Below are 24,585 nucleotides of genomic sequence, written 5' to 3' on the forward strand. Positions count from 1 at the left end.
ACGGAGTCACACGAGGGATAGATATTTATCCTCTTTCGAATATATATTTTTTGTTAAAAAATCATCTGGTATAATTGGCCATTTCTGATAGGAATATAATTTGAAATAATTATACTCAATAGCCTCGTCTATCAATCGTTGAGCATCTTTATTATTATTTAGAATACAAAATGCACAAATTCTCACATCGCGACTTTGTGAGCTACTAGTTAGGTTTCTGATATATGTTTTATCTACTTGCTCTGGATTGATGTTTTTCATAGCAAAAAAGTAGTTGATAGAGAATGTTTCAAATCCTTTACCTTTAAGTAAGCCAGGGTGGCTTGTATTTAGTGATATAACATCTTGATATTTTTTATCACATAGGAGTATGTAAGAACGATGCGTAATATAGGAGTCAATAGACATTCCTTCTTTAAGGGCATCTTCTAAAGATTTTAATGCCAATGAATATTCTTTTCTTGCGGTGTAAATTTCAGATAAGCATTCATGATAGTATTCGTCATTCAGACGTTCTTTATTTTCATTGGCTATTTTTTCAAGACTGTCAATTTCATGGTTTTCTAGTATGGCAGAGATAGTTACTGCATCGTCAATGGACTTGAACATATCAGGGCGATTTATTAATGAGTCCAATGTTTTTTTAGCTTGTTCAGAATCGTGATGTTTGCTAGAAATATCAAGTTTTAGCTTTGATAAAGAGATGTTAGTGCTCTCTTGATAGTCGTTTTTACTCATGTGAATTTTATAGAAATCATCATAAATATCACGCACTTGTTGCATATTAAAACTGTCATTATTCATGCTGCTTTGTAGACAGTTATCGATTATGTTGTTTATGGTTGTTTTTTTTGAAAAGGATGATTTTTTGTAGGTGTTATATAATTCAGAAATGAAAAGGCGTAATGACTCTGCATTATAATCTATGGTGACAACTCTATTTTTCAACCTGAAGTAGTTAGAGTGCTCAGGGTTTATAGCTCTAGCTTTCTCCAAATGTTTATCTAATTTATCATCGATATCCCTTATGCACTCAACTGATAAATCAATCTTCTCTTTTGTTAATAAATAAATGGAAACCTTAAGGTTCCATGCTTCATTTGACAGACTTGGATCTAAATTTAAACTCTTATCTGAATATGTAAGTAACAGCGTGTAGTCTAACTTCTGATTCTTTGGTGACGTCTGAAATAGCTTGAGGTTAGCTTTTATCAATGAGTTGTAAATATCATAGCTATGTCCATATTGTAATAGAAGATCTGATAAGTATTTTGATTTTTCTAATTCTGACGGTAAAGCTTCTGCTTTTGATAGGTGGTAGCCTATATTATTCGAATCTAGTTCGACCAGCCTATCGGCCCAATATAACTTCTGGGTAGAATTATTTATTAACTCTGAAATGTTAATCATTTTTATAATATAGTGTGATTTATTTTTGCTGTCAGATGTCTTCTGATAAAAATCAAAACACAGATCATATGCTATCTCATACTCTTTACTTGATATCAACGCTTCTATTTGTAATATGTTTTTCAATTCAGTTGGACTTATTTTTAACGCATCTTCACCATCTTTTATTATTGAATTGAAGAAGGAGGAGAAATCATGGGATTCTCTACTTGATTTCAATTTACCTATCTGAGATGAAATTATAGGATTGGATGACAGGTTGAATTTATCATCAATTATATTGTTTATAGTGCTCTGAAGCTTTGAGTGCTTTATATTCACCTCAATACCTAGAGGCTTATTTGAAAGCTTCTCGTGCAGTTCCGCAAAGAGTGAGTCAAAGCCATCAATTATTACTGGGTATATTTTGTCCTTCCAAAGTAAGTCTCTAAGTGCATGTGGAACTTCGTCATCAGGTCTTAAACACCAATAAACGCCATTCTTGAGATAATTTTCTTGCTTGGAAATAAAATCTAGCACATCCATTATTGAGCGGTCTCTACCAGAATATCCAACTACGATAAGCCCATATTCTTTGCAGAACTCAATTAGCTTTTCTTTTGTGTTTTGTTCTAAGGATTCAGTTTCTCGCAGTGTGCTTTTTATGTCGTCAAATAAGTAATCGCCATGAAGCTTAATGACTTTTGGTCTCTTGGATGTTATAGATACGGAATGTATTGATGAGTCGTGCGCACATAGTATCGGTCTTTGGTTAGAGAACTGATAGAAGGCTTCATTGATTAGATCATCGAAGTTTGTTGTGAAAATAGAATTAAAATATGCATCATCAACCAAGGACGTTAAGTAAGCATATCCAATGGAGGGTAGCTTTTTATCAACTTGACTCTCAACGAATCTGCGGCGTTGAGATGGGAGATCATATTTTTTTTCAAATAGGGAGGAGTATGGATTTGCCGGGTTATACCAACTTGCATGTTCTTTTTCAAAATATATCCTGGCTTTATTTGCATCTTGTTCAATAGATGAATTAAATCGCTCGTAAAGTTCAATCAACCAAGTATCAATAAGGTCAACAGCAGATGAAATCCCCGAGGTTACTGATGCACCTGCACCGAGAAGAATGCTGTAATTAGCAGTTTTGTCCTCTCTAGTCCCAATATGCCTTACAATGTCATTAATTGTCCGTAACTTATGTGACAACTCACCTTTATCCCTTAGTAGTTCGGTCGCTTTCATTCTGTTAGCCTCATTGTATTTTAATTTAGGTAATCTATTTTATGGGGTAGTTACAGCGCTTATGTTGATAGGCCATTAAATAAAATAAATTTGAGCCTGAACTTGATCAAGTCTTATCAAATAACCCCTTTGAACCCCGGTGCCACTCCTTGGCTACAGAGGCTGATCTTCGGGGTGAGGTTTTTGGTGGCGTCATACGGGGGATGGGCGCCAAACTGAGCTACTGTAACGGATTGCCTAATGAGAAATTGTGACGGATGCCGCCCACTGCATATCCCGCAATTTTTATTTGCACCTATGGGTTCGGTACAAAAAACAGTGGCTGAAGGGAGGGAGGAGAGGCAGGGCTTGCTCACCGAGGTTGGACTAGAAACTCATCGCCAGCCCGACGCCGTAGCCACTGGTGTTGTGGCTGAACATATAGCGGGCCACCAGCCGGGTGCGGGTCACTATGATGTCGTACTTGCTGCTGTCGAGCTCGATCCCGAGCCCCAGCGAGTTGAGGGAGTTGAAACCGAGCAGGCCCCGTTGCTCGCCGAGGTATTCGGTGCGAGCCCCTTCCATCACGTAGCGCAGCGGCCGACTCAGCAGCGTCAGATCGCCGATGGGGGCACGGCGGCGCAGATAGAGGCCGAGATTTTCCGCGTTGGCCTGGCCGGTCACGCTGGCCGAGGTGCCGCCAAAGCTCTGCAGATGCTGGTAGGAGTAGCGCAGCTCGGCGTCTATGTCCTGAGTCGGGGAGAAGAGTTCATAGTCGAGCATCAGGGCGCCGCCCAGGCCATAGACATCGAGCCTGCCGCCATCGAGAAAGTCGAGGTTCTTGCCGGTGTACTGGCCCAGCAGCCAGTTGCCGATGCGCAGATCGCTGGCCACTGTGCCCAGGGTGACGTTGCCGAGGGGACGCAGCACCCAGTTGCCGCCGTGCCTGTCCCGGTGCAGTCCTATGTCCCAGCCAATCCCGCCGGTGGCCGTCAGACTGTTCCATTTGGTGGGAATGGTGCGGGTCTCGCTGCCGTTGCTCACCACGAACTGGGGATCGTAGCGGCTAAAGCCCAGCGTCCCCTCCAGATAGATGGGCACGCTCTCGCTCATGGTGGCGCCGCCGCCGACCTGGGTCATGTTGAGCGCCGCCGCCTGGTTGGTGCCGCTGCCGATATTGATGTTGCTGGCGGTGATGTCGGGCACGACTGTGAAGGTCATCAGCGACACCACAGCATTGGCGCGCTGCTGCACCAGCGAGTCCTCGTCGGCCATGGCGTTGGTGCCGAGCAGCAGGCTGATCAGCAGGGGCAGGTTGGTGTGAGAGGTGTATGAGGGCATGCCGGGTTCCCGTGAAGCCTCGTTGGCTGAGGCACGATTACACTGTAGCGATTTTTTCTCGGCTTGGCAGCCCGGATAATGAGCCGGATGGCACTCTTCTGGCGTACGCGATCCTCAGATCAGGGGCCGGCTTGCTGGCGATGCAACAGGCGGGGGCTGGCGGCGTTCTCTGCGCCTCTCTTGGTTGTGCCGCCCGTGTGCTCGTGGGGTGCGAGTGGATGCCACCGTTTGCCGATGCGGGCCACGGACGGCCGGGTCAGGTTTTTCGCACTGCGTCCGGGCGGATAATAAAAATCCATTAAACTCAATGGGTCACTTGTTCGGGAGTGTGAGTGGAGATGAAGATCAGCCGCAAGATTACGCTGACCATAGTGCTGACGCTGCTGCTGTTGCAGGGGGTTGGCTACGTCGGCCTGCATTATGTGGTGAGCAACAAGTTTGGCGAGCTGGAGCGCATGAGCGTGGAGCGCAACCGCGAGCGGGTCAGGGCCGTGGTGCAGGCCGAGCTGGGCCAGCTGACCATGCTGGGGCAGGATTGGTCCGAATGGGACGAGACTTATGCCTTCATGGCCCGCCGGGATCAGGCCTACCTGGATGCCAACTTCAACGTGCGCACATTCGAGACCCTGGGGATCGATCTGCTGGCGCTCTACGACAGGGAGAAGCAGCCGCAGGTGGCCTTTGCCTACCAGGCCGGCAAGCTGGTCTCGCAAACGCCGGCCCAGCTGGGGGCCTTGACCGATTACCTGATGCGCTACGGCACCCTCAAGCCCAACGCCGGCATCTGGTTCGACGGCGAGCGCTATTACCTGATGGCCGCCACCCAGATCCTGAGCAGCGAGGGGGAGGGGCCGAGTCGCGGCACCCTGTTGCTGTTCAAGGCCTTTACCCCGAAATTCATCCGCCAGCTGCAAAAACGCACCGCCCTATCGCTCACCTTCCTGAGCCCGGATCAGCTCGCCGCCAGCCTGGGGGCGCCGACCCTGACCCGACTCATGGCCAGCGACAGCCTGATCCTGCCGCAAGAGGATCGTCTGCTCACCCTGGCCCAGATCGATACCTTGCAGGAGACGTCACCCCTCATCTTTCGCTTCACCCTGCCACGGGATCTGATGCTGGAGGGCAAGGCCATCGAGCAGCGCATCTTCTGGTTGCTGAGCCTGGGTACCCTGCTGTTTGCCGCCCTGGTGCTGCTGATCCTCAACGGCTACATAGCCGCCCGCCTGCAGCGGCTGAGTGCCAATCTGCGCCTCATCGCTGACGATGGCGCCGTGCGTCGGCTGCTGGTGGAGGGCAAGGACGAGATCTCCCAGGTCGCCATCGACTGCAATCGCATGCTCGATCATCTGGACAGCCTGCGTCAGCAGCAGGCCGACAGCGGGACCCGGCAGCAGTTGCAGCACGGGGCCCTGATCCACCTGGCCAAGAGCGATCTGCTGACCGGCGAGGATCCGGGGCAGGCCGCCCGTCATATCAACGAGGCGGTGTGCGCCGGCACCGGGGCCGCCCGCGCCAGCGTCTGGTTCTGCGCCGAGGACAAGCAATCCATGTTCTGCCAGGATCTCTTCTTCCTGCCCAAGCGCCATCATCAGCAGGGTTTTCACCTGCCATATGCCTTGATCCAGGGCCGCTACGAGGTCTCCAAGCCCGAGCATGCCCCCTGCCTCATCATCCGCGAGCGCTATGATCTGTCACGGTTTGGCGCCATGCTGGCCCAGCTCGGGCTTGATGCCCTCTCGGGCGCCATACTGATGGCCCCCCTCAAGCAGGGGGATGAGCTGCTCGGTTTCATCATCGCCGAACGAGCCAGTTTGAAGGAGGAGTGGCACCCGGACGAGACGGCCTTCGTGCTCTCGGTGTGCGATCTCTCCGCCCAGACCCTGCTCACCCTCACCAAATTGCAGCAACTCAAGCGCAACTGAGGGCCGCCTCGCCAGGTGCCCTCCCTTGCGTTCAAGGCGCAACTTTCGTCGCGCCAGAGCGATTATCTCCACTATCCGTGACCTGCATTAATTTCTTGTTCACTTGGCAGGGTGTATAACGGGCCTCCCTCATGGAGAGAAGGGGCATGGCGACAGGGAGGGTCTGCCGCACCGGTGGCCCTCGGGTCACCCACTATGGATGCTCACTATGTTGATGGGAGTCACCAGATGCAGGAGATGCTGCTTGCCATATGGCAACAGGACTTTAACCAATTGATCCAGATGCAGGCGGTGGGCCTGCTCGTCACCTGTCTGGTGGTGATCCTCTTTCTCGAATCGAGCTTCGTCTTTTTGCCCCTGCCCGGTGACAGTCTGGTGCTGCTGGCCGGTGGCCTGGTGGGAATGGGGGTGCTCGGCCCCGAAGTCACACTGATTTACATGCCGCTTGCTGCCGGGCTTGGCAGCCTGATCGCCTATCTGCAGGGCCATGCGCTGCACGGCACCTCCTTCATGGGCCATGTGGAGCGGATGATCCCGGACGGCAGCCTGCCACGGGCCTCGCGTCTGCTGCACAGCTACGGCTTCTGGGCCATGTTCTCCTCCCGCTTCGTGCCCTTCGTCAGGGTGTTGACGCCCATGCTGATGGGGGTCTCGCGCCTGCATCTGCCGCGGGTGATGATGGCAAGCTTTGCCAGCGCCTTCCTCTGGGCCCTGCTGCTGAGTCTGGTGGGCAAGTTCGTGATGGCGGCCCCCGTGTTTGCCCAGTATCACGAGCTGATGACCAAGTGTCTGCTGGTGACCTCCCTCGGCCTGTTCGTCATCGCCATGGCGGCCATCGCCATCCGGCTGCTCAAGCGCCCGACCAACCGCATCCGCTGATCGGCTGCAGGCGGTCAAGGCCGCCCCGCGTATTTCTTGTGAATATTTACCTGGCCCAGGCGCGACCCAAATCGGGCCGCCAGGGTCGCCCCTCAACCTTCAAGCAGGTACCTTATGTCATGTCATGACACCCTGAGCCTTCGTCCCCTCGAGCGAGAGGATCTGAAATTCGTGCATCAGCTCAACAACAACGCCAGCATAATGCGCTACTGGTTCGAGGAGCCTTACGAGGCTTACATGGAGCTGGCCCAGCTCTATGACAAGCACATCCACGATCAGCACGAGCGCCGCTTCATCCTTGAGGTGGCCGGCACCCAGGTCGGGCTGGTGGAGCTGGTGGACATTCGCAGCATTCATCGCCGCGCCGAATTCCAGATCATCATAGCCCCCGCCTATCAGGGGTTGGGGTATGCCAGAACGGCGACCCTGAAGGGGATGAAGTACGCCTTCAACGTGTTGAACCTGCACAAGTTGTATCTCATCGTCGATCGGGACAACGCCAAGGCGATCCACGTCTATCAGGGGTTGGGGTTCGAGCCGGAGGGGGAGCTGAAAGAGGAGTTCTTCATCGATGGCAAATATCGCACCGCCATTCGCATGTGCCTGTTTCAGCGTGATTTCAAGGCAGATGATGCAAACCGGAACTAAGGTTGCCTGACGCCTGAGTGCCCAGGGGGGAGGGCGGCGCCGGCCTGTGTCAGCCTGGCCTCTCCCCCGGTCGGCGCGTTTTGGCCGCAGGATAAAAACTCAGGTCATTTGAGGCAGAATTTGTGATGCCTATCTGTTACACTTCGCGCCCGCCATTTTCCGGCTCACTTTCTGACTTGATGTCGGACGCAGCCACCGGTGGTATCAACCTCCGCCTCGCCTACGCCGAGCCGCAAGCCAAACACAGCCCAGCTGGAACACAGGAACCCAATTTATGAGATTTGAATCGTTCGATTTTGCCCCCGAGATTTTGCGTGCCGTCTCAGATTGCGGTTATCAGGAGATGACCCCTGTGCAGCGCCAGGCGATCCCGACCATACGTCGCGGTCTCGATGTGCTGGCCAGCGCCCAGACCGGGACCGGCAAGACTGCCGCCTTCGCCCTGCCGATACTGCAGCGCCTGGTGGACAAGCCGGCCGAGCTGCAACCGTCCAACGCCCGTGTGCTGATCCTGACCCCGACCCGCGAGCTGGCGGCCCAGGTGGCGAGCAACATCAATGACTTCGCCAAGTACCTGGATGTTACCGTGCTGACGCTCGTTGGCGGCGGCAAGCAGGATGTGCAGGCCAAGAAGCTGAAAGCGGGTGCTCACATCATAGTGGCGACCCCGGGTCGTCTGCTGGAGCACCTGACCGCCTGCAACCTCAGTCTCTCCGGCGTCGAGTGTCTGGTACTGGACGAAGCGGATCGCATCCTCGACATGGGCTTTAGCGCCGATGTGCAGCAGATCCTGCAAGCGGTCAACAAGGAGCGCCAGAACCTGCTGTTCTCCGCCACTTTCTCCGACGGGGTGAAGAAGCTGGCCAACGTCATGCTGGACAAGCCGCAGATCATTAGCGTCAACAAGCAGAACTCCACCGCCGACACCGTCACCCACACCGTCTATCCGGTGGAGCAGAAGCGCAAGCGCGAGCTGCTCTCCGAGCTCATCGGCAAGCAGAACTGGCCGCAGGTGCTGGTGTTTGCCAGTACCCGTGAAAGCTGTGACGAGCTGGTGGCCGAGCTGAACCTGGATGGCATCAAGTCCGCCGTGGTGCATGGCGACAAGGCCCAGGGCAGCCGTCGCCGCGCCCTGCGCGAATTCACCGAAGGCAAGGTGCGGGTGCTGGTGGCCACCGAAGTGGCCGCCCGTGGTCTGGACATCCCGGATCTGCAGTACGTGGTCAACTATGATCTGCCGTTCCTGGCCGAAGACTACGTGCACCGCATCGGTCGTACCGGCCGCGCCGGCAAGAGCGGCATGGCCATCTCCTTCGTCAGCCGCGAAGAAGAGCGTACCCTGCTCGAGATCGAGGCGCTGATCGGCCAGAAGATCCGCCGTGTCATGGTGCCGGGCTACCAGGTGGGCAACCGTGACGAGCTGATCAAGCAGTTGCAGGAGCGTCGTCGCTTCGGCAAGCGCCCCCAGCGCGATGACAACGCCGCCGCCCAGGCCATGGCCGAGGCCAAGCTGCAAGGCCAGCGTCTCAAGCGTCTGGCGGCAATGAAGAAGCCGCGTCAGCCGAAGTAAGCGCGCCCAACCCCGCCCCGGCCTTCCCCTTGTCAGGGCAGGCCGGGAGGGGCGATTTAGTACATAAAGGCGCCACTGGCGCCTTTATGCTGTTGATGACCCGGCCTCTGGCCCGCCCGTCTCTCTGAGGACTCGTGATGACACCTCCCAACTACAATCAGGCCCTGCTCGACATGGCCACCCAGAGCCTTGCCGAGCTGGCGCGCACCGCCGAGCAGAAAGCGGGCAAGCGCACCCCGGCCCAGGAGAGCCATTTTCTCTGCACCTGGATGGCGGACTCCCTCAAGGAGAAGCGCTTCTCCCGGCTGGTGATGGAGGATCTGAAAGGCTGGATCCAGCAGGGCCGCACCCTGGGAGCCGGCGCCGACCTCAAGGGCTTGCTGGAGCGCATCGCCTTCCAGTACGCCCGTGTGCAGGCCGACTCCCAGCAGCTCGGCACCAGGCTGGCCGCCATGCTGGCCGAGCTGGAAAGTGCGGGTTGGTTAGTGTTTACCGACAGCGAGGTGAGCGCCAAGCTGCGCCTGCAGGGGCAGGGCCAATCCAGCCTGGTGATCTCCAGCCGCGAATATGGCGAGCACCTGGTCCAGGGGGAGCTTGTCAAGCCGCTGACCCTCTATGCGCGCTGTGACGAAACCCAGCTGGCCGAGGCGGCCTTTCGCCATGGTCTGCTGCTGAGCCAGGGCAACAAGAAGACCACGCTGGTCAAACACCACAAGGCGTATTGTCTGGTGCCGGCCAACTTGCAGCCCGCGCTGGCGCTGCTGGCCGAGGCGAAAGCCTGACGGCGAGCCCCTTCCTCTGTCCTTCCCAAACCCCGGCCTGGCGCCGGGGTTTTTTATGCGCGGCGAGCGGCGATGGGAACGCCGGGGAGGCGAGGAGATCCAGGGGCAAGTGGGATGGGGAGCGAGACTGGCTCGCCCCGTTTTTGTCGCGGATGGTTTGTCGCATCGGGCTCTTTCCTCCTCTTTCCCCCTCTGATGGGGGGCGTCCCCCATATGGTGGGATGGTGGCGGAAAATTTCTGCTCTAGGGTGGGTTGGCCCCAAAGAGGGCCTTAAGGAAGCAAACCGCCTGATGGCGATACTCAATGAATGAGGAAACATGATGAAAGCGACTCCCATTGCCCTGCTGCTGGCCGGTGTGCTGGCCTCTCCGCTCTGCGCCGCAGGGCTCGATGCCCAACTTACCTTGGTGGATGGCAGCACAGACGATGTGCGCGTCAACCTGACGCTGACCAACACGGGCGACAAGCCGATCCGCCTGCTCAAGTGGCAACTGCCGGGCAGCGAAGATGCCCCCCTGTTCCTGGTGGAACGGGATGGTCAGCCGGTCAGCTACGAGGGGGCCCTGATCAAGCGGGCGGCGCCGACCGACAAGGACTTCCAGCTGCTCAAGGCCGGCCAGAGCCTGACGGTGCAGGCGGAGGTGTCGGGTCTCTATGACATGAGCGCCCAGGGTCAATACAGCATCCGTTATCAGCTGCCGACCCTGCCGCAGGAGGCGAAGGCTGCCAAGGCCAAACAGGCCCAGGCGAGCGAGTCCAACGCCATCACCCTGTGGGTGGAGGGGGTGAACGATGAGCGAGTTCAGGCCAAAGTGGCCGCCGCCGACCCTCAGGCCGTCACCGCCTCGGTCAGCTTCAGCGGCCGCTGCAGCAACACCCAGAAGAGCGACATTCTGGCCGCGCTCGATGCCGCCAGCGGCATCAGCAACAACTCCAGCAGCTATCTGGCGGTGGACAAGCCCGATGGCCAGCGTTATCGCAGCTGGTTTGGCGCCTATGACGCCTCCCGCTGGGATCAGGCCGAGGGGCACTTCAGCAAGATCAAGGATGCCATCGACAACAAGCCGCTCACCTTCGACTGCGGCTGCAAGCAGAGCTACTTTGCCTACGTCTACCCGGATCAGCCCTACAAGGTTTATCTGTGCAAGAGCTTCTGGACCGCGCCCGTCACCGGGACCGACTCCCGTGCCGGCACCATAGTTCATGAGCTGAGCCACTTTACCGTGGTGGCAGGCACCGACGATCTGGGTTACGGTCAGGCCAATGCCCGCAATCTGGCGAAGACGGATCCGGTCAAGGCGCTCAACAACGCCGACAACCACGAATACTTCGCCGAGAATACCCCGAGCGAAAATTGATCCGCTGACAGGGGCCGCGAGGCCCCTTTTTTGATGTTGAAGGAGGCGCCATGATGACACTCTTGCTCACGACTCTCGCACTCGCCCCCCTGCAGTGCGAGCTGTCGGTCAAGGCACAAAGCCGGGTGGACGAGCCCTTGCCCCTGGTGATGACCTTGACCAACAAGGGGGAGGGGCCGCTCGAGGTGCTGAGCTGGTTCACCCCGTTCGAGGGCTGGTTTGCCGATGCCATCGAACTCACCCTGGATAACCAGCCGCTGGCCTACAAGGGGCCGCTCGCCAAGCGTGGTGCTCCCGCGGCCGAGGATTTCTTCATACTGGGACCGGGCCAGCAGAGCCAGGCGGATGCGGATCTGACCCAGGTCTACGATTTGTCGCGCCCAGGCCTCTATCACCTCAGTTATCGCGCCCAGCCCTTGACCCTGACCCAGGGGGTTGCCCCGCGTTGCCCCGCCATCAGCTTCAATCGCCTGGCTGCGCCATAGGCGGGCTGACTCGCGCCTTGCCGCTGCTCGCATCCAGCAGCCCTACAGCGCGCGCCGCCACCGCCAGATAACGAGGCGATGTGTCCCGCTCCCGCCAGCAGCAGTGCACCAGCTTGATCACATGATCGTCCAGGCTGGTCAGTGCCAGTGGCAACACCCTCTGCCAATCCAGCCCCGTGGCGTCCGGCCAGTGCTGGGAACGCAACGCGGGCGCCCCGACCGTGATATAAGCCGCCGCCACCGCCTGCCACATCAGGGTTTGCCACGGCGCTTGCCACTCGCCGGGCAACTGCTGCGCGACCAGGGCGGCGGCCCTACTGCCGGTCACCATGTGCAACACGGTGAAATTGCCGGTCTGCCAATAGAGCTGCAGGGCGATCTCGGCCAGCTGGGCGAATACTGCCGATGACTCGGCGAGTGAGCATGGCAGTGTGCCCGGCCAGCGCGGCGCCTCTGCCACCTGCTGCAATCGACCCGTGATCCACTCGCCCTGCCAGCTCGCCCCCTCCCACTGTCCGGAAAGCCCAGCCAGCAGGCTGGCGATATCCCGGCTGGGGGCGGCCTCTCCGGCAGGCAGTATCAGGGGACGGCACTGCCAGGCGGCCAGCGCGGCGGCCTGCTCCCCCAGATGGCCATTTTCCAGGGCGCAGGCGAAGCGGATCAGGGGGTGAAAGGCCCCTCCCGCCGGTGAGAGTCGGCGTGCCAGCAGTGTCTCAAAGGTGGGCTGCCAGCCTTGGGTAGCGAGCCGGTTTGCCAGCTGCTGACGCAGCCGAACGAAGCTGATTTCATCCTCCCCCTGACTTGGTTCCCCGCTCGGCAGCGCATGGGCTGCCTGCCAGTGATCGAAGAAATGCTGCAGCTGGCGGGGGCTGGCTCCCATCTCGTGCAGGGCATGCAGCGCCATCGGGCAGTGGTTGGTGGTGCCCCGGCCATTGAGGGCAAAAGCACGGTTGGCATCGAGCAGGCGATGAAGATGATGCATAATCGTTTGACTCCTTTCATTAAGGGAGACAGGATTGTGCAAGTTAAAGCTAACTTGAGGTCAAGGATGGATACGGATCGCAAGTGGTTAGCCATAGGCCAGATAGCCCGGCGCTCCGGCGTCAACGCCAGTGCCTTGCGTTTTTACGAGCAGAAGGGGCTGCTTCGCAGCGTGCGCAGCCATGGAGGTCAGCGCCTCTATCCGCAGGATGCGCTGCGCCGGATCGCCTTCATCCGGGTGGCGCAGGGAATGGGGTTGAGCCTTGGCGACATTGCCGATGCCCTCGCCGGTTTGCCCGATGGTCGCACACCGGATCGCCGCGACTGGGAGCAGATCGCCAGCCAGTGGCAGGGGCTGCTCGATCAGCGCATCGAGGCTCTGCTGCAGCTCAAGGGCAAGCTCACCTCCTGCATCGGCTGCGGTTGCCTGTCGCTCGAGCACTGCGCCCTTTACAACCCGGATGATCAGGCCGCAAGACAGGGCGCCGGCCCCCGCTATCTGCTGGGGGATGCGCCGCCGTCCGACGAGTGATCAGCAACATGATGAACATGAGTGTCGACCCAGCCATGCCATGCACAGGGCCGACTCGTTTAACCGTCAAGGAGGAGACATGGCACTGGAACAGCTTAAACGGGAATTGGAGCAGTTTGGCGAACACAACGACAGCCAGCAGCAGACCCGTGGCAGCAAGATGCTCAACATCACCCGCGATACCGGCGAGCTGCTGGCGGTACTGGTGCAGACCAGGGGGGCAGACGCCGTGCTGGAGATAGGCACCTCCAACGGTTACTCCACCCTTTGGCTGGCCGAGGCGGTACGCAGGCTAGATGGCCGGGTCACCACCATAGAGCTGGATGAGGGCAAACGGGTTATGGCCGCTGCCAACTTCCAGCGCGCCGGCCTGGGCCCCTGGATCAGCCAGCTGGCGGGCGAGGCGGGGGCCCTGCTGGCCGAGCTGCCGACGGAAGGTTATCAGCTGATCTTCCTGGATTCAGATCGTCAGCACTATCGGGCCTGGTGGTCGCAGATCCGGCGCCTGCTGGCCCCTCGCGGCTTGCTGGTGGTGGACAACGCCATCTCCCATCGGGACGAGATGGTCGAGTGGATGAGTGAGGTGCAGCGCGATCCGGCCTTCCAGAGCACGCTGGTGCCGGTGGGCAAGGGGGAGTGGCTGGTGGTGCGTCTGTAGGGAGAGTGAGCATGGAATTCAAGACCATGGAACCAAGAGCTGTGGTAGAGGCCTATTGGCAGGCCATGCAGAGCAACGATTTTGCCAAGGCGGCCAGGTGGCTGTGCGAGGATTATGTCTGTGACTGGCCGCAGTCGGGCGAGCGGATCGCGGGGCGCTGCAACTTCATCGAGATCAACCGCCGCTATCCGGCTGCGGGCCCCTGGAATTTTGAGGTGGTCCGGCTGCTGGAGCAGGGGCGGGAGGTGGTGACAGAGGTGTTGATCACCGATGGTCTGGTGCAGGCCCGCGCCATCACCTTTCACACTGTGCGCGGGGACGCCATCCTGCACCAGACCGAGTTCTGGCCCGATCTCTACGAGGCCCCCCACTGGCGTCGACCCTGGGTGACCCCTATCCCCCGGGAGTCGCAACTCGCCTGATCCCGGCCCCCAGGGTGAGCCATGCCACCCTGGGGGAATGCTTATGTTGTTTACCTTATCCTCGTTATCCATAATTTCGCTAAATATCCCCACATTTTATTGTTTGGCAATGGAATGGCCCGCGTTATGTTTTGTCCATGCCGATAGTCAGCCGGATTAATCTGTGATGTTGCAGCGAATGATATCAATCGGCCTGCTACGAATTCAGGTTCGGAAAATAATAATTGCATGGCGCCAATACATTTTATTTGGCAAGCGTTCTGGGTATTTATAAATATAACGAGGTGATTCATGAAAAAAGTACGTTCCCTGTTTTTGCTGGCGGCGCTTCCGCTGGCTCTGATGACATCGGCCGAGGCCCAATCCAGCCTCGCCGCCATTCAGAGTGCCGGGGTGATCAAGATAGGCACGGAAGGGGCCTATCCTCCGTTTACCTACCACGACAAGAGCGGCAAGCTGGTGGGTTTTGACGTTGAGATTGGCGAGCTGATCGCTCGCGGTCTCGGGGTGAAACCCGAGTTCGTCGAAGGCAAGTGGGACGGGCTCATCGCCGGGGTGGATGCCAAGCGTTACGATCTGGTGCTCAACGAAGTGGCCATCACCCCGGAGCGGCTGAAGAAGTACGACTTTTCAGACCCCTACATCACCTCCAAGGCAGTAGTGGTGGTACACAGCGACAACGGCACCATCAAGAGCTTCGCGGATCTGAAGGGCAAGAAATCCTCCCAGTCCCTGACCAGCAACTTCGCCCAGCTGGCCAAAACATCGGGGGCCGAGGTGGTGGCCACCGAGGGGTTCAACCAGTCCCTTGAGCTGGTGTTGACCGGGCGGGTGGATGCCACCATCAACGACAGCCTCTCCTACCTGGACTTCAAGAAGCAGAAGCCGGATGCCAAGTTGAAGGTGGCGGCGACCGAGCCGAAGGGGGATCAATCGGCCGCCCTGCTCGCCAAGGGACAACCGGAATTGCTGGCCGCCATCAATCAGACGCTGCGCACCGCCAAGCAAGACGGTGCCTATCAGAAGATATCGCTGAAATATTTTGGCACTGACGTCTCGAATTAATAACTTGGCCGAATAATAACAATAAAGGGGAATTAACGTGCCAGCCTGGTTGCAGTTAATGATCGACTCTTTTTGGCCCCTGCTCAGTGCGGGGCTTATTTTTACCGTGCCCTTGACCCTGATCACCTTCGTATTGGGAATATTGCTCGGTTTCCTGGTGGCACTGGCAAGATTATATGGTCCCGCTCCGCTGGTCGCCCTGGTCCGCTTCTATGTCTGGCTTATTCGGGGCACGCCGCTGCTGGTGCAGCTCTTTCTGATTTTTTATGGTTTGCCGAGTGCCGGCATAGTGCTGGATGCCTTTACCGCCGCCGTCATCGGTTTCACCCTCAACATAGGTGCCTACAGCTCGGAGATCATCCGCGCCACTTTGGCGGCGATCCCGAAAGGGCAATGGGAGGCGGCCTATTCCATCGGCATGAACTGGCCCCAGGTGATGTGGCGGGTGATCCTGCCGCAGGCGGCGCGCATCGCTGTGCCACCTCTCTCCAACACCTTCATCTCGCTGGTCAAGGACACCTCGCTGGCGGCGGCTGTGACCGTGCCCGAGCTGTTTCAGGCGGCCCAGCGACTCGCCTCCGTCACCTATGAGCCGCTCATCCTCTACATAGAGACGGCCATCATCTACCTGATGTTCAGTTCGGTGCTCTCCGCCTTGCAAGACAGGCTGGAGCGCAAGTTGACCCACAAAGAGACCCGGGAGCTTGCCCTATGATCCGGTTGAGTGGCATCGAGAAGCAGTTTGGCGGCCAGCGGGTGCTCAAGGGGATAGACCTTGCCATGGCGGCGGGCAGCGTCACCGCCCTGATAGGCCCCTCCGGCAGCGGCAAGAGCACCTTGCTGCGCTGCGTGAACCTGCTGGAGCGACCGGACGCGGGGCAGCTGGTGCTGGGAGGGAGCGAGCTCGACTTTGCCCATCACCTGTCCCGCCAGAGCGTGCTGAGCCTGCGCCAGCAGACTGGCATGGTGTTTCAGAACTTCCAGCTGTTCCCGCACATGACGGTGCTGGAAAACGTGATTGAGGGGCTGGTGACCGTGTTGAAGTGGCCCAAGGCGAAAGCGCAGGTGCGCGGCTTGCAACTGCTCGACAAGGTGGGGCTCAGCCACAAGGCCGAGGCGGTGCCCGCCACCCTCTCCGGCGGCCAGCAGCAGAGAGTCGCCATAGCCCGGGCGCTGGCACCGGCGCCCAAGGTGCTGCTCTGTGACGAGCCCACCTCGGCGCTGGATCCCGAGCTCGCGCTCGAGGTGGTGGCCGTGCTGCGCCAGCTGGCGCGGGAAGGCACCACCATGCTGATCGCCACCCACGACTTGCGGTTGGCGTCCCAGATTGCCCAGCAGGTGATCTTCCTGGAGGCGGGGGAGGTGGTGGAGGCGGGCAGTGCGCGCCAGATGTTCACCACTCCCAGGCGGGCCCGCACCTTCGAGTACATCTCCACCCTGACCGAACGGTTGCCGGAGAGCTGGAGCATCTAGCGGCGCTTGTCCTGACGACTGTCCTATAAAGAAACAGCCCCGCATCTGCGGGGCTGTTTGCTTGGAACCTTGCTCGTCTGGACGGCAGCTTATACGGCCAGGTAGTCCATGATCCCTTCGGCGGCCTTGCGACCCTCGTAGATGGCGGTGACCACCAGATCCGAGCCACGCACGGCGTCGCCACCGGCGAACACCTTGGGGTTGCTGGTCTGGAAGGCATGTTCGGCCTGCTCGGGGGCCTTGATCCTGTCCCGGCTGTCGAGCTCTATGCCGTACTCCGCCATCCAGGGCTGGGGGTTGGGCTGGAAGCCGAACGCCATCACTACGGCATCGGCGGCCAGCACCTGCTCGGAGCCTGTCACAACCACAGGATTGCGGCGGCCGTTGGCATCGGGCGCACTGAGCTCAGTGCTCACCACCTTGATGCCGCAGGTACGGCCATGGGCATCGAGTTCGACGCCGACCGGCTGCAGGTTGAACATGAATTCCACCCCTTCCTCCTGGGCGTTCTTCACCTCCCGCTTGGAGCCAGGCATGTTCTCGGCGTCGCGACGGTAGGCGCAGATCACCTTGTCGGCGCCCTGGCGGATGGCGGTACGGACGCAGTCCATGGCGGTATCGCCGCCACCGAGCACCACCACCTGCTTGCCGGCGAAGTCGATGTAATCGGCCTGTGCCTTCTCAAAGCCCAGCAGCCGGTTGGCGTTGGAGATGAGGTAGGGCAGGGCGTCGTACACCCCGGGGGCCGTCTCGTTGTCGAAGCCGCCCTTCATGTACTTGTAGGTGCCGACCCCGAGGAAGACGGCATCGAACTCGCCGAGCAGGTCGGCGAAGGTGACATCCTTGCCCACCTCGGTCTCGAGGCGGAACTCGATCCCCATGCCCTCGAAGATCTCGCGCCGACGCTGCATCACCTCTTTTTCCAGCTTGAAGGAGGGGATGCCGAAGGTGAGCAGGCCGCCGATCTCCGGATACTTGTCAAACACCACGGCGCTGACACCGCTGCGCGCCAGCACGTCGGCGCAGGCGAGCCCGGCCGGGCCCGCACCTATGACGGCGACCCGTTTGTCTGTCTTGATCACCTTGGAGAGATCCGGGCGCCAGCCCATCTCGAACGCCTTGTCGGTGATGTATTTCTCTATGTTGCCTATGGTGACGGCGCCGAAGCGATCGTTGAGGGTGCAGGCACCCTCGCACAGTCTGTCTTGCGGGCAGACCCGGCCGCACACTTCCGGCAGGCTGTTGGTCTGGTGGGAGAGCTCCACCGCCTCCAGGATGCGCCCCTCGTTGGCCAGTTTCAGCCAGTTGGGGATGTAGTTGTGCACCGGGCACTTCCACTCGCAATAGGGGTTGCCGCAGTCGAGGCAGCGATCCGCCTGCATGCCGACCTGGGCCTGGTTGAAGGGCTCGTAGATCTCCACAAACTGGATCTTGCGGATCTTGAGCGGCTTCTTGGGCGGGTCGACCCGCTGGACATCGATAAACTGGAATACGTTCTGGCTCATAGGGTTCCCTCCTTATTGCGCCTGGATTCTGAGTTCTGCACTGGAACGGCTGGTGTGGCCAAGCAGGGATTTGACGTCGCTGGACTTGGGTTTGATCAGCTTGAACTTGGGCACATAGGCGTCGAAATGGGCCAGGATCTCCTCGGCGCGCGAGCTGCCGGTCTCATTGAGGTGCGCCGTTATGATGCCGCGCAGGTGCTCCTGGTGGATGGCGAGATCCGCCACGTCCAGCAGTTCCACCAGCTCGGGGTTGGTGCGCTTGGCAAAGTTGCCGCACTCGTCGAGCACGTAGGCGAAGCCGCCGGTCATGCCCGCCGCGAAGTTGACGCCGGTGGTGCCGAGCACGGTGACGATGCCGCCTGTCATATATTCACAACCGTTGTCACCAATTCCCTCGACCACCGCCAGGGCGCCGGAGTTGCGCACCGCGAAGCGCTCGCCCGCCGTGCCTGCCGCGTAGAGCTTGCCGCCGGTGGCGCCATAGAGGCAGGTGTTGCCTATGATGGCCGCCTCGTGGGACTTGAACGCCACGCCGACGTGGGGTTTGACCACCAGCTTGCCGCCTGTCATGCCTTTGCCCACGTAGTCGTTGGCGTCACCCGTGAGTATCATCTCGAGGCCACCCGCGTTCCAGACGCCGAAGCTCTGGCCTGCGGTGCCGTTGAAGTGAACCCGCACCGGATCGGCCGCCATGCCCTGGTTGCCGTGCCGTTTGACTATCTCGCCGGAGAGACGGGCACCCACGGAGCGATCCGTGTTGCGGATGTCATAGCGGAATTCGCCGCCAGACTTGTGCTCGACCGCCTCCAGCAGGTCTTCCACCATCTTGAGGTTGAGCGGACCCTTGTCGAAGGTCGGGTTGTGCTGCTGGCTGAACAGGCTGGAGCCTGCCGGTGCCACCGGGCTCGCCAGCAGGCCGGAGAGATCCAGCTTGGCCTGACGGGCGGTGAGGCCGGGCAGGGCCTCAAGCAAATCGGTGCGACCGATCAGATCCGTCAGCTGGGTCACCCCCAGCTGAGCCATCAGCTCGCGAGTCTCCTCGGCGATGAACTGGAAGTAGTTCATCACCATCTCCGGCAGGCCGGTGAAGTGCTCGCGGCGCAGCTTCTCATCCTGAGTGGCGACGCCGGTGGCGCAGTTGTTCAGGTGACAGATACGCAGGTATTTGCAGCCGAGCGCCACCATGGGGCCTGTACCGAAACCGAAGCTCTCGGCGCCGAGGATGGCCGCCTTGATGATGTCCAGACCGGTCTTGAGACCGCCATCCACCTGCAGCCGCACCTTGTGGCGCAGACCGTTGGCCACCAGGGCCTGTTGGGTCTCGGCCAGGCCCAGCTCCCAGGGAGAGCCGGCATATTTGACCGAACTCAGCGGGCTGGCACCTGTGCCGCCGTCATAACCGGAGACCGTGATGAAGTCCGCATAGGCCTTGGCCACGCCGCAGGCGATGGTGCCGACACCGGGCTCGGACACCAGCTTGACCGACACCAGGCAGTCCGGGTTGATCTGCTTGATGTCGAAGATGAGCTGAGCCAGATCCTCGATGGAGTAGATGTCGTGGTGCGGCGGCGGTGAGATCAGGGTCACGCCGGGCACCGAATAACGCAGCTTGGCAATCTGGGCCGTCACCTTGTCACCGGGCAGCTGACCCCCTTCGCCTGGCTTGGCGCCCTGGGCCACCTTGATCTGCACCACGTCCGCGTTCATCAGGTAGTGGGGGGTGACGCCGAAGCGCCCCGAGGCCACCTGCTTGATGCGCGAATTCTTCTCGGTACCAAAGCGCTTGGGATCTTCACCGCCTTCGCCCGAGTTGCTCTGACCGCCGAGGCGGTTCATGGCCACCGCCAGTGCCTCGTGCGCCTCAGGGCCCAGCGCGCCTATGGACATGGCGGCGGAGTCGAAGCGGGGGAACAGCTTGGCGGCGGGCTCAACCTGCTCCAGCGCAACCGGCGTCGTTCCCTGCTTGAGGACGAGCAGATCTCGCAAGGTGGCGACGGGGCGCTCGTTCACCAGGCGGGCGTACTCCTTGTAATCGGCGTAGTTGCCGGAGCGCACCGCCACTTGCAGGGTTTGCACCACGTCCGGGTTGTAGGTGTGGTACTCGCCGCCGTGGACGAACTTGAGCAGCCCGCCCTGGGTCAGCGGCTTACGGCCGAGCCAGGCCTGGCGGGCCAGATTGACCTGATCCTGCTGGATGTCGGTGAAATCGGCGCCCTGAATGCGGCTCGATACGCCGCGGAAGCAGAGCTCGACCACGGAGCTGGACAGACCCACGGCTTCGAACAGCTGGGAGCAGCGGTAGCTTGCCACAGTGCTGATGCCCATCTTGGACATCACCTTGTAGAGGCCCTTGTTGATGCCGTTGCGGTAGTTGAGCATGGCCTGGCGCAGGCTCATCTTCAGCACCCCTTCCTCGACCTGTTTGGCCAGGGTCTCGTAGGCGAGATAGGGGTAGATGGCGGTGGCGCCAAAGCCCAGCAGCACGGCGAAGTGGTGCGGGTCGCGCACGCTGGCGGTCTCCACCAGTATGTTGGCGTCACAACGCAGGTTGTTGTCCACCAGGGTGCGTTGCACCGCCCCCACCGCCATGGCGGCCGGAATGGGCAGGGTGTCGGCACTGATGTCTCTGTCAGACAGCACCAGCAGCACAGTACCATTGCGGGCCTTGTCGGCCGCGTCGGCACAGAGCCGCTCCAGCGCCGCTTGCAGCCCCTCTTCGGGCTGGTAGTTCAGGCTCAGCACCGCATGACGATAGTGTTCCCCCTCCAGCGCCAGCAACTGGTGGAAGTCGGAGTAGAGCAGGATAGGCGACTGAAACAGCACCCGATGGGCGTGGCCGAAGGTCTCGTTGAACACGTTCTGCTCGCGACCTATACAGGTGGCCAGCGACATGACGTGATTTTCCCGCAGCGGATCTATGGGCGGGTTGGTCACCTGGGCGAACATCTGGCGGAAGTAGTCGTACAGGGTACGCTGGCTGGAGGAGAGCACCGCCATCGGGGTGTCATCCCCCATGGAGCCCACCGCCTCCTGGCCGTTCTCGCCGAGCACGCGGATGATCTGATCCAGCTCCTCGTAGGAGTAGCCGAACAGTTTCTGATAGGTCTTGAGCTGATCGTCAGGGAGCTCGCGGGCGCCTGTGCTGGCGTCATCCATCTGCTCGAACGGCACCAGTCGCTTGCAGTGCTTGTCCATCCACTGCTTGTAGGTGTGACGGCTCTTGAGATCGTCATCGATCTCGAAGCTGGTCCACACCTTGCCGTTACTGGTATCCACCACGAACAGCTCGCCCGGGCCGACCCGGCCCTTCTCCAGCACTTCGTCCGGGGTGTAGTCCCAGGTGCCAACCTCAGACGCGAGGGTGATGAACTTGTCCTTGGTGATGACGTAGCGGGCCGGGCGCAGGCCGTTACGGTCCAGCGCGCAGGTGGCGTAGCGACCATCGGTCATGACGATGCCGGCGGGGCCATCCCAGGGCTCCATGTGCATGGAGTTGAAGTCATAGAAGGCGCGCAGGTCGTCATCCATGTTCGGGTGCTTTTGCCATGCAGGCGGGATCAGCAGGCGCATGGCCCGGAACAGGTCCATGCCACCGGCCAGGAAGAGATCCAGCATGTTGTCGAGGCTGGAGGAATCCGATCCCGTGGTGTTGACGAAGGGGGCGGCCTCTTGCAGATCCGGGATCAGCGGGGTGGCGAACTTGTAGCTGCGCGCCTTGGCCCACTGGCGGTTGCCGGCGATAGTGTTGATCTCGCCGTTGTGGGCGAGATAACGGAAGGGTTGCGCCAGCGGCCAGCGTGGGCTGGTGTTGGTGGAGAAGCGCTGGTGGAACACGCAGATGGCGGCCTGCATGCGGATGTCGGCGAGATCCAGATAGAAGCGCGGCAAATCCACCGGCATGCACAGTCCTTTATAGACGGTGACCAGGTTGGAGAGGCTGACCACATAGAAGTAGTCGTCGCTGATGCGCTTCTCGATGCGGCGACGCACTATATAGAGGCGGCGCTCGAGATCCTTGTCGACCCAGCCGGGGGGCGCGTTGACAAAGACCTGTTCGATGCTGGGCAGGGAGGCTTTGGCGATGGGACCGAGCACATTGGTATCGATGGGCACCTTGCGCCAACCGACCAGACTCAGGGTCTCTCTTTCCAGCTCCTCGTCGATGATGTCGCGGGTCTGCTGGGCCAATACGGGGTCCGGGTTCAGGAACAGCATGCCGACCGCATAGTTGCGGCCCAGGTGCCATCCCTTCTCTTCGGCGACAGCGCGATAGAAGCTGTCCGGTTTTTGCAGCAGCAGACCACAGCCATCGCCGGTCTTGCCGTCGGCGGAGATGCCGCCGCGGTGCTGCATGCGAGCCAATGCTGACATCGCGAGACGGACAAGCTTGTGGCTGGCTTCACCTTCCATGTGGGCCAACAGGCCGAAGCCACAGTTATCCCTCTCCAGCTTTGGATCATATAGTGACATTGCATTTCTCCCTTGCTCGGCCTTGCATCGCAAACTGCATAAATTGCGATTGGCTCTTGTGGTTCCGTCCGCCTGACGTGGCGAATCTCCAAACTAATGGGATTTTTCGGCAAGGTCAATTGGACATCCCGGCTGTTTTCATTATTACAAAGTCATAACAAAATGTCGGGGTGCGGGTGTATATGGGGCTTGAAGTGGCTATTGCTCTGGCTGTTTTTATTTTTGCAGGATTTAATACTGATATCTTGGGTTTTGTTGGTTGACTCAGTGGGGACGGGGATTTGTAGTAATTTTACCAATCAATTCGGCCAGTGAGAGGTGGCGATCACAATTACGCACCCTGTGTCTTGCATTTGTCGCCAATGAGGCTATGAGGAAAATTTCATTGCTCAACAGGTGGTTAGCTGGTCGTTATTCGGTTGTGGCCTGGGCGCTGTTTTTAGCTGACGGGTTTCGAAAGCGTCAATAACTACCTACTTGCAGATATTTATCCAAATATTGGTGAATATTTATATGTTTTCTGACCCTCGCCTCCCTTGATCCAGCTCAGCGCCCTGTTTGTGCAAGCTCGTACAATGGCGCTCCTTTAGCGGAGGTGTCATGCAGTTACACGAACTCGTCAATACATTCGGTCAGGATCTCAAGCAACGCCACGGCCAGAAGATCCACAAGCTCTCCATTCACGGCGCTTTTACCTGCCCCAATCGGGACGGCACCCTGGGCCGCGGTGGCTGCACCTTCTGCAATGTCTCCTCTTTTGCCGACGAGTCGGCCCAGCAGCTTTCCGTGGTGCAACAACTGCTGGCGCGCCGGGATGAAGTGACCCGTGCCAAGCGCTACCTCGCCTACTTTCAGGCTTATACCAGCACCTATGCCGAGGTTGAATATCTGCAGCGCATGTATGAAGAGGCGCTGTCGGTCAGCGACATGGTGGGCTTGTGTGTCGGCACTCGCCCCGATTGCGTACCGGATGCTGTGCTGGACTTGCTGGCCGGCTATCAGGCCCGTGGCTATGAGGTATGGCTGGAGCTGGGGCTGCAGAGCGCCAATGACAAGACCTTGCAGCGTATCAACCGGGGTCATGGCTACGCGGCCTATGCCGATGCGGTCGAGCGGGCCCATCGGCGTGGCATCAAGGTCTGTGCCCACCTGATCGTCGGCCTGCCCGGTGAAGTGCCCATGGACAGCCTGAATACGTTGCACCGCATAGTGGAGACGGGCGTGGAGGGGATAAAGCTGCACCCGCTGCACGTGGTGGAGGGGAGTACCCTCGGCAAGGCCTGGCAGGCAGGGCGGCTGGAGGTGCTGACACTGGAACAATACGTGGAGGCGGCGGTGGCCATGATCCAGCATACGCCCCCCGAGGTGGTCTATCACCGCATCTCGGCCTCGGCTCGTCGTCCGACCCTGTTGGCGCCGGTCTGGTGCGAGAATCGCTGGACAGCCATGGCCGATATTGCTAGTGAACTGGCTCGCTCCGGCGCTCAGGGACACAGCCTGGGGCGACCTTTTTCCCTCGCAGGATGTATTGAGTGAGCAATCAAATTTCGTCAAAAAAACAGAGGGTTATTAGATGAAATTCAGTCTTTGCAGTATAGTTTCGGTAAAATTGTCTTGATATAGTATTGGGCTTGAAAAAGATATCATTATCAATAAGCTTGTGTTATTTCCAATTTAGGCGGGATATATCGGACATGGCGCCATCTTGTGTCGCTATCGAGTGCCGATCATGCCGTACCGTCTTTGGGCGTAATGCCTCTCAGGTCTGACGATGACATCCAGTGTCATTTACCTGTGCTTTAACGTTAATCAGGCTGTTGATCTCTTGCCGTGGAGTCCGGGTTATTTATTCCACGAGATCGCGTTCG

General features: G+C 58.7%; 19 protein-coding genes. 14 read left to right on the top strand and 5 right to left on the bottom strand.

The features are described 5' to 3' along the window. Nucleotides 1–6 precede the first annotated feature (6 nt). Nucleotides 7–2,646 carry an SIR2 family protein gene (locus CK910_RS13610; RefSeq protein ID WP_098983665.1) on the bottom strand — a complete coding sequence of 880 codons (2,640 nt, stop codon included), beginning with the start codon at nt 2,644–2,646 and terminating at the stop codon, nt 7–9. Between the two features lie 366 nt (nt 2,647–3,012). After that, nucleotides 3,013–3,966 carry a hypothetical protein gene (locus tag CK910_RS13615; protein ID WP_098983666.1) on the bottom strand — a complete coding sequence of 318 codons (954 nt, stop codon included), beginning with the start codon at nt 3,964–3,966 and terminating at the stop codon, nt 3,013–3,015. A 338-nt stretch (nt 3,967–4,304) separates the two neighbouring features. Between CK910_RS13615 and CK910_RS13620 the strand changes: the two genes are divergently transcribed. The 7 genes from CK910_RS13620 to CK910_RS13650 all read left to right on the top strand — a co-directional run bounded on the left by CK910_RS13620 (nt 4,305) and on the right by CK910_RS13650 (nt 11,611). After that, complete coding sequence (locus tag CK910_RS13620; RefSeq protein ID WP_098983667.1) at nt 4,305–5,888, top strand: CHASE4 domain-containing protein; 1,584 nt, start codon at nt 4,305–4,307, stop codon at nt 5,886–5,888. A gap of 228 nt (nt 5,889–6,116) precedes the next feature. Then, on the top strand, nt 6,117–6,767 hold the full coding sequence (locus CK910_RS13625; RefSeq protein ID WP_043139268.1) for a DedA family protein: 651 nt from the start codon (nt 6,117–6,119) through the stop codon (nt 6,765–6,767). 114 nt (nt 6,768–6,881) lie between these two features. Further along, nucleotides 6,882–7,415 carry a spermidine N1-acetyltransferase gene (speG, locus tag CK910_RS13630; RefSeq protein ID WP_043139271.1) on the top strand — a complete coding sequence of 178 codons (534 nt, stop codon included), beginning with the start codon at nt 6,882–6,884 and terminating at the stop codon, nt 7,413–7,415. Between the two features lie 274 nt (nt 7,416–7,689). Further along, complete coding sequence (locus CK910_RS13635; RefSeq protein ID WP_042866233.1) at nt 7,690–8,985, top strand: DEAD/DEAH box helicase; 1,296 nt, start codon at nt 7,690–7,692, stop codon at nt 8,983–8,985. A gap of 137 nt (nt 8,986–9,122) precedes the next feature. After that, nucleotides 9,123–9,767 (top strand): DUF2913 family protein, encoded by a 645-nt coding sequence (locus CK910_RS13640; protein ID WP_098983668.1) that lies wholly within the window; start codon nt 9,123–9,125, stop codon nt 9,765–9,767. A gap of 318 nt (nt 9,768–10,085) precedes the next feature. Further along, nucleotides 10,086–11,126: a M35 family metallo-endopeptidase gene (locus tag CK910_RS13645; RefSeq protein WP_172955314.1), complete on the top strand. Its 1,041-nt coding sequence runs from the start codon at nt 10,086–10,088 to the stop codon at nt 11,124–11,126. A 50-nt stretch (nt 11,127–11,176) separates the two neighbouring features. Then, complete coding sequence (locus tag CK910_RS13650; protein WP_043139280.1) at nt 11,177–11,611, top strand: hypothetical protein; 435 nt, start codon at nt 11,177–11,179, stop codon at nt 11,609–11,611. On the opposite strand, the gene CK910_RS13655 is transcribed toward CK910_RS13650, so the two are convergent. Next, complete coding sequence (locus CK910_RS13655) at nt 11,589–12,593, bottom strand: questin oxidase family protein (protein WP_098983669.1); 1,005 nt, start codon at nt 12,591–12,593, stop codon at nt 11,589–11,591. The two genes, CK910_RS13650 and CK910_RS13655, sit on opposite strands and share 23 nt — an antisense overlap. 66 nt (nt 12,594–12,659) lie before the next feature. Here CK910_RS13655 and soxR point away from each other — a divergent pair, with 66 nt between their 5' ends. The 6 genes from soxR to CK910_RS13685 all read left to right on the top strand — a co-directional run bounded on the left by soxR (nt 12,660) and on the right by CK910_RS13685 (nt 16,742). Next, nucleotides 12,660–13,124 carry a redox-sensitive transcriptional activator SoxR gene (gene soxR / locus CK910_RS13660; RefSeq protein WP_098983670.1) on the top strand — a complete coding sequence of 155 codons (465 nt, stop codon included), beginning with the start codon at nt 12,660–12,662 and terminating at the stop codon, nt 13,122–13,124. Between the two features lie 79 nt (nt 13,125–13,203). Further along, on the top strand, nt 13,204–13,782 hold the full coding sequence (locus CK910_RS13665; RefSeq protein ID WP_098983671.1) for an O-methyltransferase: 579 nt from the start codon (nt 13,204–13,206) through the stop codon (nt 13,780–13,782). An 11-nt stretch (nt 13,783–13,793) separates the two neighbouring features. Further along, nucleotides 13,794–14,204, top strand: coding sequence for a nuclear transport factor 2 family protein (locus CK910_RS13670; RefSeq protein WP_043139290.1), 411 nt, complete (start codon nt 13,794–13,796; stop codon nt 14,202–14,204). A gap of 291 nt (nt 14,205–14,495) precedes the next feature. After that, the gene (locus tag CK910_RS13675) at nt 14,496–15,269 is read left to right on the top strand and encodes an amino acid ABC transporter substrate-binding protein (RefSeq protein WP_098983672.1); all 774 of its coding nucleotides are present in this window, start codon (nt 14,496–14,498) and stop codon (nt 15,267–15,269) included. A gap of 58 nt (nt 15,270–15,327) precedes the next feature. Continuing rightward, nucleotides 15,328–15,984, top strand: coding sequence for an amino acid ABC transporter permease (locus CK910_RS13680; protein WP_253852695.1), 657 nt, complete (start codon nt 15,328–15,330; stop codon nt 15,982–15,984). Continuing rightward, entirely contained in the window at nt 15,981–16,742 is a 762-nt protein-coding gene (locus CK910_RS13685) for an amino acid ABC transporter ATP-binding protein (protein WP_098983674.1), read from the top strand. The genes CK910_RS13680 and CK910_RS13685 overlap by 4 nt, the downstream gene beginning before the upstream one ends. A gap of 89 nt (nt 16,743–16,831) precedes the next feature. Here CK910_RS13685 and CK910_RS13690 read toward each other — a convergent pair whose 3' ends face one another. Together CK910_RS13690 and gltB are read right to left on the bottom strand one after the other, a co-directional pair. After that, a complete protein-coding gene (locus tag CK910_RS13690; RefSeq protein ID WP_098983675.1) occupies nt 16,832–18,247 on the bottom strand; it encodes an FAD-dependent oxidoreductase in 1,416 nt (471 codons plus the stop codon). A 12-nt stretch (nt 18,248–18,259) separates the two neighbouring features. Next, nucleotides 18,260–22,717: a glutamate synthase large subunit gene (gene gltB / locus CK910_RS13695; protein ID WP_098983676.1), complete on the bottom strand. Its 4,458-nt coding sequence runs from the start codon at nt 22,715–22,717 to the stop codon at nt 18,260–18,262. A 600-nt stretch (nt 22,718–23,317) separates the two neighbouring features. Here gltB and CK910_RS13700 point away from each other — a divergent pair. Next, the gene (locus tag CK910_RS13700; RefSeq protein ID WP_043556510.1) at nt 23,318–24,253 is read left to right on the top strand and encodes a TIGR01212 family radical SAM protein; all 936 of its coding nucleotides are present in this window, start codon (nt 23,318–23,320) and stop codon (nt 24,251–24,253) included. The last annotated feature ends 332 nt before the right edge of the window (nt 24,254–24,585 follow it).

This window comes from Aeromonas sp. CA23 (assembly GCF_002587065.1).
Lineage (GTDB): Bacteria > Pseudomonadota > Gammaproteobacteria > Enterobacterales > Aeromonadaceae > Aeromonas > Aeromonas bestiarum.

What these genes read in the sequence shown, in the direction of transcription:
- CK910_RS13610 (WP_098983665.1), bottom strand. Translation starts at nt 2,646, where the DNA reads ATGAAAGCGACCGAACTACTAAGGGATAAAGGTGAGTTGTCACATAAG.
- CK910_RS13615 (WP_098983666.1), bottom strand. Translation starts at nt 3,966, where the DNA reads ATGCCCTCATACACCTCTCACACCAACCTGCCCCTGCTGATCAGCCTG.
- CK910_RS13620 (WP_098983667.1), top strand. Translation starts at nt 4,305, where the DNA reads ATGAAGATCAGCCGCAAGATTACGCTGACCATAGTGCTGACGCTGCTG.
- CK910_RS13625 (WP_043139268.1), top strand. Translation starts at nt 6,117, where the DNA reads ATGCAGGAGATGCTGCTTGCCATATGGCAACAGGACTTTAACCAATTG.
- speG (WP_043139271.1), top strand. Translation starts at nt 6,882, where the DNA reads ATGTCATGTCATGACACCCTGAGCCTTCGTCCCCTCGAGCGAGAGGAT.
- CK910_RS13635 (WP_042866233.1), top strand. Translation starts at nt 7,690, where the DNA reads ATGAGATTTGAATCGTTCGATTTTGCCCCCGAGATTTTGCGTGCCGTC.
- CK910_RS13640 (WP_098983668.1), top strand. Translation starts at nt 9,123, where the DNA reads ATGACACCTCCCAACTACAATCAGGCCCTGCTCGACATGGCCACCCAG.
- CK910_RS13645 (WP_172955314.1), top strand. Translation starts at nt 10,086, where the DNA reads ATGATGAAAGCGACTCCCATTGCCCTGCTGCTGGCCGGTGTGCTGGCC.
- CK910_RS13650 (WP_043139280.1), top strand. Translation starts at nt 11,177, where the DNA reads ATGATGACACTCTTGCTCACGACTCTCGCACTCGCCCCCCTGCAGTGC.
- CK910_RS13655 (WP_098983669.1), bottom strand. Translation starts at nt 12,593, where the DNA reads ATGCATCATCTTCATCGCCTGCTCGATGCCAACCGTGCTTTTGCCCTC.
- soxR (WP_098983670.1), top strand. Translation starts at nt 12,660, where the DNA reads ATGGATACGGATCGCAAGTGGTTAGCCATAGGCCAGATAGCCCGGCGC.
- CK910_RS13665 (WP_098983671.1), top strand. Translation starts at nt 13,204, where the DNA reads ATGGCACTGGAACAGCTTAAACGGGAATTGGAGCAGTTTGGCGAACAC.
- CK910_RS13670 (WP_043139290.1), top strand. Translation starts at nt 13,794, where the DNA reads ATGGAATTCAAGACCATGGAACCAAGAGCTGTGGTAGAGGCCTATTGG.
- CK910_RS13675 (WP_098983672.1), top strand. Translation starts at nt 14,496, where the DNA reads ATGAAAAAAGTACGTTCCCTGTTTTTGCTGGCGGCGCTTCCGCTGGCT.
- CK910_RS13680 (WP_253852695.1), top strand. Translation starts at nt 15,328, where the DNA reads ATGATCGACTCTTTTTGGCCCCTGCTCAGTGCGGGGCTTATTTTTACC.
- CK910_RS13685 (WP_098983674.1), top strand. Translation starts at nt 15,981, where the DNA reads ATGATCCGGTTGAGTGGCATCGAGAAGCAGTTTGGCGGCCAGCGGGTG.
- CK910_RS13690 (WP_098983675.1), bottom strand. Translation starts at nt 18,247, where the DNA reads ATGAGCCAGAACGTATTCCAGTTTATCGATGTCCAGCGGGTCGACCCG.
- gltB (WP_098983676.1), bottom strand. Translation starts at nt 22,717, where the DNA reads ATGTCACTATATGATCCAAAGCTGGAGAGGGATAACTGTGGCTTCGGC.
- CK910_RS13700 (WP_043556510.1), top strand. Translation starts at nt 23,318, where the DNA reads ATGCAGTTACACGAACTCGTCAATACATTCGGTCAGGATCTCAAGCAA.